Genomic DNA, 5,313 nt, shown 5'->3' with positions numbered 1-5,313 from the left:
GGGAGGATTTCCAACGCCGGCCGACCACTCGTCAAGCGGCACCGTTGCACCACGGCCCGCATCGAAAATCCTTCACCGAAGCTGACATTCGAGACAAGCGCGACGAAAGGCTGGTGTGCTTCGTACTGCTGCCGTTCCACGATAGCCGCATCCCCTGCTGAAATCGTGTGCATGGTTGGGACAGGCCCGGTCGCAGGCTTCGTCCTGGGCAGTTGGCAGGTAGGCATGAGCAACTTCACATGTAGGTCTTGATCGACACCACGCTTCTCGCTTTGCCGTTGTTGAACTCGAAGACGTGGCAGAAAGGACGCTTCAATCCATCGGACAGAGTTCTTTCCCCGCTGGCCATGCCGACCTTGCCGTGTGCGATCGCGTGCTCGACCATGATCGACATCGGCAGACGGGTGGAAGACAACGCCTGGAGGACTGCAGCTTGCCCCTTGACCGTCTCTGTCGAAATCCGGGTCCACGTGACCTCTGGATCAAAGATTTCGGCCGAGGCAACGCCGGTCTCCAGGGCAATCGCGATGTCCTGCACGAATGCATTCTTGGGGGAGTTTCCGCAGTCCGGGCTCCCGATGATCTCCGTCGGGCCCATAGTCATGGGTCCGGCTCGCCACGCAAGGCGGCCTCGATCGCCGCGATGTCGATCCTGCGCATTTCCATCATGGCCGCTTGGGCGCGGGCCGAGGCTGCAGCGTCCGGGTGCGACAGCGCCTCCATCAACACCCGGGGTGTAATCTGCCAGCGAAAGCCCCAGCGATCCTTGCACCAACCGCACATGATTTCTTGGCCGCCATTGCCGACGATCGCATTCCAAAGCCTGTCCGTCTCGGCCTGATCGTCGGTGTAGACCTGGAGCGAGTAGGCATCGTTGGGCCGCACATGCGGACCGGCATTGAGCAATGCATAGGGCAAGCCCAGCAGCGTCATCTCAACCACCTGAACGCTGCCCGCAGGCCCGCTCGGCGTCTCGCCCCGCAATCGCACAATCCGGTCCACATGGCTGTCCGGAAAGGTTACCGCATAGAACTCGGCAGCGGCTTCGGCCTCGGTGTCGAACCAGAGGAATACGGCGGCCTTGCGCTCCGTCATGGCCTGTCCCCTTTACGGTCAAAGGCAGCATCGCCGGTTCCGGCCGTGGTGATCCGGTGGTCGATAAGGGGCAACAGCCAGTCCGAGCGGCTCGTGATCGAGAGATGTGTGGTGTCCGGCAGAACCGCCAGCTGTGCCCCTATGAGCGCCGCCATATGCGCAGCATGGTCGACCGGGATGAAGTCGGTGTCGCCGAGGGCGAGCAGGGTCGGAACCGCGAGCGTGGCAAGCTCCTCGTCACTCCAGCCCCAGTCGGTGACAATGAAGGCCTGCAGCTGCGCAAAGGTGCGCTGGAACTGCTCCGGGCCATCCGGGTTGTCGGCGAAACCCGCACGCATGCGGGCGAAGTCCTCTTCGCTCGGCAGCAGCTTCAGCGCCTCCGGTGAAGGCGAGGCCTGTGGGTTCCGGTTCATCTCCGCGATGGCCCGATGCATCCCGTCGAGGTTCTGGCTGGCCGAGATCGCGGTCAGCGTGGCAAGGCGCTCTGGCGCGAAAACTCCCAGATCCAGCGCCAACATGGCGCCCATGGAGAAGCCCACGACATGAACCCGCTCGACCTCGAGCGCGTCCAGCACAGCCAGGGTGTCTGCGCGCATTTCTGCCAGGGTGACCGGCGTGTCACGTCCACCCGTCCGCCCATGGCCCTGCTGTTCTACCCCGATCACCGGGCGCCTTGCGGCGAGGAACGGCAAGAGGGCACCGAAGTCCCCTTCGATGGTGCCCATGCCGCCATGTAGGATGAGAAATGGCACCATGCCCGAACCAAGATCGCCGTGAACCTGATAATAGATCCCGAGGTCCCCGGACATGGCTCGGCCCTCGGTGTCCTGCGCCAGCGCGGGCGTGGCCATGGCTCCGACAAGGACCGATGCCTGCAGGGCCCCCATGCAGGACCGTGAAGTCGAGGTCAGTGTCATCATTTCCTCCTCCCATGCGTTGTGGTCATTCCCCGGGAACGGCAAGCCGCCATTCATGCCCCGCGACTCTCGTCGGCCCTGGAGAAATGCGCGATCTGATCCGCATGCGCCTTGGCAAAGGCCGGCCGCGCGCAAATCCGATTGATGTAGGCCTCGGTTGCGGGATAGTCGCCGATCCCGCGAATCCAGGGCGGACGCAGGACATCGGCCATGATCAGATCCGCCGCGGTAAAGCGATCGTCCACCAGCCAGTCGCGCGCTGTCAGGACGTCTTCCAGCACAGCAAGACGGGCCCGCAGCCAGCCCTCCAAGGGGTTCTCCGGCGGGGACGACAGTCCGACGAACCACCAGGGCACGCTGACCATCTCTACCGAGTTCAGGGCCGCGAGGACCCAGGACAAGGTTTCCGCCCGCAGTGCCCTCTCCCGCGGCACGAGCGTTTCGCTCTTCTCCGAGAGGTGCAGCAGGCAGGCGCCGCTTTCGAACAGGCTGACATCCCCGTCCGTCAGGTAAGGCACCTGCCCGAAAGGCTGCATGGCAAGATGCTCTGCCCCGCGATCCTCGAAGGGCACGGAGCCCACGCGATAGCTCAGCCCGGTCTCTTCGCAGGCCCAGCGAAGCCGCAGGTCACGCACATAGCCCCGCGGCCCCTCCGGCACCCAGTCGAAGGTCCAGATCGTCAGCCCGTCGGATGTATCCGACACCACGGCTCAGACGCTCTCTTCGAAAATCGGCGTGAAGCTGCCCCACATCATGCGCTTGCCATCGAAGGGCATGTCCATGTCCTGCCAGCGCGGATCGGTTGCCATGCTGGCGCCGCACCTGTCGTGGGTTTCCTTGTCGGGCCAGATCATCCACGAGAAGCAGACCGTTTCGCCGTCTTCCAGCGCGACGGCCCGCCTGAAATCGGTGTGCTCGCCCGCGGGGACCTGGTCGCCCCAGGTCTCCATGATTTGCAGGGCCCCATATTCCTTGAAGAGCGGCCAGGCCTTGCGGGCGCTTTCGATGTAGGCCTGCTTGTTCCCGTTCGGCACGGGAGTCAGAAATCCGGCAACGTAGGTCATGCGAGTTCTCCTTGTTTCCTTTTAAGCTCCGCCATCCATTCATCGAAGCCGGGCGGCGGATTGCCCGTGAAGCCGGCAAGCTGATCGGTCAGGGCCTGTTGGAAGGCCGGCCGTTCGGTGGCACGCGCGACATAGTCGGCAAGATTGGGGAAGGCTTCGACGAGGCCCGCGCCCTCGATGATTCTCAGAACGCTGACCATCATCAAGTCGCCGGCGGAGAAACCGCCGCCGAACCATTCAGCTGTGCCGAGGCGATCGGACGCTTCCTGCAGGCGTTCGTTGATCCGCTCATCGACGCCGGGAAGTCGCGGCTTGGCCCAGGGCTCGGCCACTTCAAAAATCGTCATCTGTGCCCGATCCATGATCGGCGGCTCCAGAGTGTTCAGCGCGGCAAACAGCCATTCCAGCGACAAGCTCTGACCCGCTGGCTCCGTCGGCCGCAGACCCGGGAACCGCTCTGCGATATGCCAGACGATCGCCCCGCTTTCGAACAGCGTGAGATCACCTTCCTCGTAGGTCGGAACCTGGCCGAACGGTTGCAGCGCGCGGTGCGCGGCTTCCTTCTGTTGCCCTTGTGAGAGATAGCGAACGGCGTAGTTCTGGCCCGTTTCCTCAAGTGCCCATCGAACCCGCAGGTCACGGACCTGTCCTTGGGCAAAGTCCGGCACCCAGTCGTAGGCGGTGATGGTGATGGCGGCTTCGGGATCAACCGGCATTGGACACCTCCGCCGGACCAGTCTCGACGGCCTCGGCGCTCATCCACATGGGCTCCCAGATATGGCCATCGGGATCCGCAAAACTGCGTCCATACATGAAGCCGTGGTCCTGCGCCGGGCATGGGTCGGCCATGCCTCCGGCAGAAACCGCCGCTTCAGTAATGGCATCAACGGCTGCCCTGTCTTCACGGCTGATGCAAAGCAGCACCTGCGCCTCCTGCGCCGGATCAACGCGGCGACGATCCGTAAAAGTTGCCCAGAACTCATGGGTCAGCAGCATCACGCAAATGGTGTCCGACAGGACCATGCTGGCCGCCTGGTCGTTGCTGAACCGCGGGTCCAGGGAAAAGCCGATGGCCTCGTAAAATTCGACAGATCGCTTCAGGTCCGCGACCGGCAGGTTCACGAAGATCATTTGCGGCATTGCCATTCCTCCCTTGCCGTATCGTAATTATGGACAGCGTAGCGGCATGAGATTACAAAAAGCAACTATGAAGAAACAAAAAGTAACCATGTCGGCGAAATCCCCCCACGGACGGTGGTATGCAGATGCCTGCGGCACTGCCTTCGGGCTTGAACTTCTCGGCGAACGCTGGGCGATGCTGATCGTGCGGGAACTCATGTTCGGGCCACGCCGTTTCAGTGGCATCCGCGCAGATCTGCCTGGGATCAGCGCCAAGGTGCTGACAGAACGCCTTGCCGGCCTCGAGGCCAATGGTGTCGTCGTTCGTTCCACCGCACCCGAGCCAGCTCCGGCGCAGCTCTATGGCCTGACCGAGTGGGGATACGCGGCCGAGCCGATCCTGCAGGCGATCGGTCGCTGGGCCGCCGCATCGCCATTGCACGACCCGACGCTGCCGCTTTCCCCTGTCTCCTTCATGCTGTCATTGCGCACCATGCTGGATACGGCAGCCGCACGCGGCACGACCCTGGTCATAGTCTTTGAAATCGGGACGACGCAGTTCACCGCACGATTGGATGACGGCGCCATGCCGGTGGAACGCGGCGCGGCGGAACGGCCCGACCTCCGCTTCAAAGCGCAAGCCGCGCCGCCGCTCGCGGCTGTCTTCTACGGAGACGTGGCGCCAGAGACCGTTGGCGTACAGGTTTACGGTGATGCCGCGCTGTGCCGAGACTTCGTCGCGCTCTTCAACCTCCCGAAGGCCCAGGCGAACGTGGCCCGCCCTCGACTGGAAGAAGACTGACAAAGCCTGTCGCCTGGTTGACCTGGCCTCTGTCAAATCTGCCTCCGCTCCCCAAAGCACCGGTGTCATTGGCTGACTTCGGCATGCACCGGTCATCCAGGGCGAGCTCGCACGCCGACCGCGACCTGCGCATCGCTGCCGTTCGTCCAGGACGGAGCGAACGGCCGCTACCCGCCCAACATAACGTCCGCTGCGCCAGCACCAGTCGATCGTTCGCAACGGCAGCGAACGGCAGGAATGTCGGAGGTTTTTCGATGTGGGCCGCGGGGTGATGGCGGTATTCTGCGCGATGGCGGCCCACGTTGGAAAACCTGAC

At 63.4% G+C, this 5,313-nt stretch carries 8 protein-coding genes; 1 reads left to right on the top strand and 7 read right to left on the bottom strand.

Annotation, left to right across the window (positions count from 1 at the left end; translation table 11 throughout):
- Positions 1-235: 235 nt before the first annotated feature.
- From G0D83_RS29445 to G0D83_RS29415, 7 genes are all read right to left on the bottom strand, one after another.
- Positions 236-538: a hypothetical protein gene (locus tag G0D83_RS29445; RefSeq protein ID WP_370457346.1), complete on the bottom strand. Its 303-nt coding sequence runs from the start codon at positions 536-538 to the stop codon at positions 236-238.
- Between the two features lie 62 nt (positions 539-600).
- Positions 601-1,095 carry a VOC family protein gene (locus tag G0D83_RS29440; protein ID WP_164198112.1) on the bottom strand — a complete coding sequence of 165 codons (495 nt, stop codon included), beginning with the start codon at positions 1,093-1,095 and terminating at the stop codon, positions 601-603.
- Positions 1,092-2,015, bottom strand: coding sequence for an alpha/beta fold hydrolase (locus G0D83_RS29435; protein WP_164198110.1), 924 nt, complete (start codon positions 2,013-2,015; stop codon positions 1,092-1,094). Before G0D83_RS29435 ends, G0D83_RS29440 begins: the two co-directional genes overlap by 4 nt.
- Positions 2,016-2,065: 50 nt before the next feature.
- On the bottom strand, positions 2,066-2,716 hold the full coding sequence (locus G0D83_RS29430; RefSeq protein WP_370457345.1) for a glutathione S-transferase family protein: 651 nt from the start codon (positions 2,714-2,716) through the stop codon (positions 2,066-2,068).
- Between the two features lie 6 nt (positions 2,717-2,722).
- Positions 2,723-3,076, bottom strand: a complete 354-nt coding sequence (locus G0D83_RS29425) for a DUF1428 domain-containing protein (protein WP_164198105.1) — start codon at positions 3,074-3,076, stop codon at positions 2,723-2,725.
- Positions 3,073-3,792 (bottom strand): glutathione S-transferase family protein, encoded by a 720-nt coding sequence (locus G0D83_RS29420; RefSeq protein ID WP_164198103.1) that lies wholly within the window; start codon positions 3,790-3,792, stop codon positions 3,073-3,075. Before G0D83_RS29420 ends, G0D83_RS29425 begins: the two co-directional genes overlap by 4 nt.
- Entirely contained in the window at positions 3,782-4,207 is a 426-nt protein-coding gene (locus G0D83_RS29415) for a VOC family protein (RefSeq protein WP_235958217.1), read from the bottom strand. The genes G0D83_RS29420 and G0D83_RS29415 overlap by 11 nt, the downstream gene beginning before the upstream one ends.
- A gap of 76 nt (positions 4,208-4,283) precedes the next feature.
- Between G0D83_RS29415 and G0D83_RS29410 the strand changes: the two genes are divergently transcribed.
- Entirely contained in the window at positions 4,284-4,997 is a 714-nt protein-coding gene (locus tag G0D83_RS29410) for a helix-turn-helix domain-containing protein (protein ID WP_108260404.1), read from the top strand.
- Positions 4,998-5,313 lie beyond the last annotated feature (316 nt).

This window comes from Salipiger sp. PrR003, assembly GCF_010500785.1.
GTDB classification, from domain to species: Bacteria; Pseudomonadota; Alphaproteobacteria; order Rhodobacterales; family Rhodobacteraceae; genus Salipiger; species Salipiger pacificus_A.
The sequence above is the reverse complement of the archived record's forward strand: the minus strand, read 5'-3'. Positions and strand labels throughout refer to the sequence as shown.

Excerpts from the sequence above, each read along its gene's own strand:
- G0D83_RS29440 (WP_164198112.1), bottom strand. The coding sequence starts at position 1,095 with ATGACGGAGCGCAAGGCCGCCGTATTCCTCTGGTTCGACACCGAGGCC.
- G0D83_RS29435 (WP_164198110.1), bottom strand. The coding sequence starts at position 2,015 with ATGATGACACTGACCTCGACTTCACGGTCCTGCATGGGGGCCCTGCAG.
- G0D83_RS29425 (WP_164198105.1), bottom strand. The coding sequence starts at position 3,076 with ATGACCTACGTTGCCGGATTTCTGACTCCCGTGCCGAACGGGAACAAG.
- G0D83_RS29420 (WP_164198103.1), bottom strand. The coding sequence starts at position 3,792 with ATGCCGGTTGATCCCGAAGCCGCCATCACCATCACCGCCTACGACTGG.
- G0D83_RS29415 (WP_235958217.1), bottom strand. The coding sequence starts at position 4,207 with ATGATCTTCGTGAACCTGCCGGTCGCGGACCTGAAGCGATCTGTCGAA.
- G0D83_RS29410 (WP_108260404.1), top strand. The coding sequence starts at position 4,284 with ATGAAGAAACAAAAAGTAACCATGTCGGCGAAATCCCCCCACGGACGG.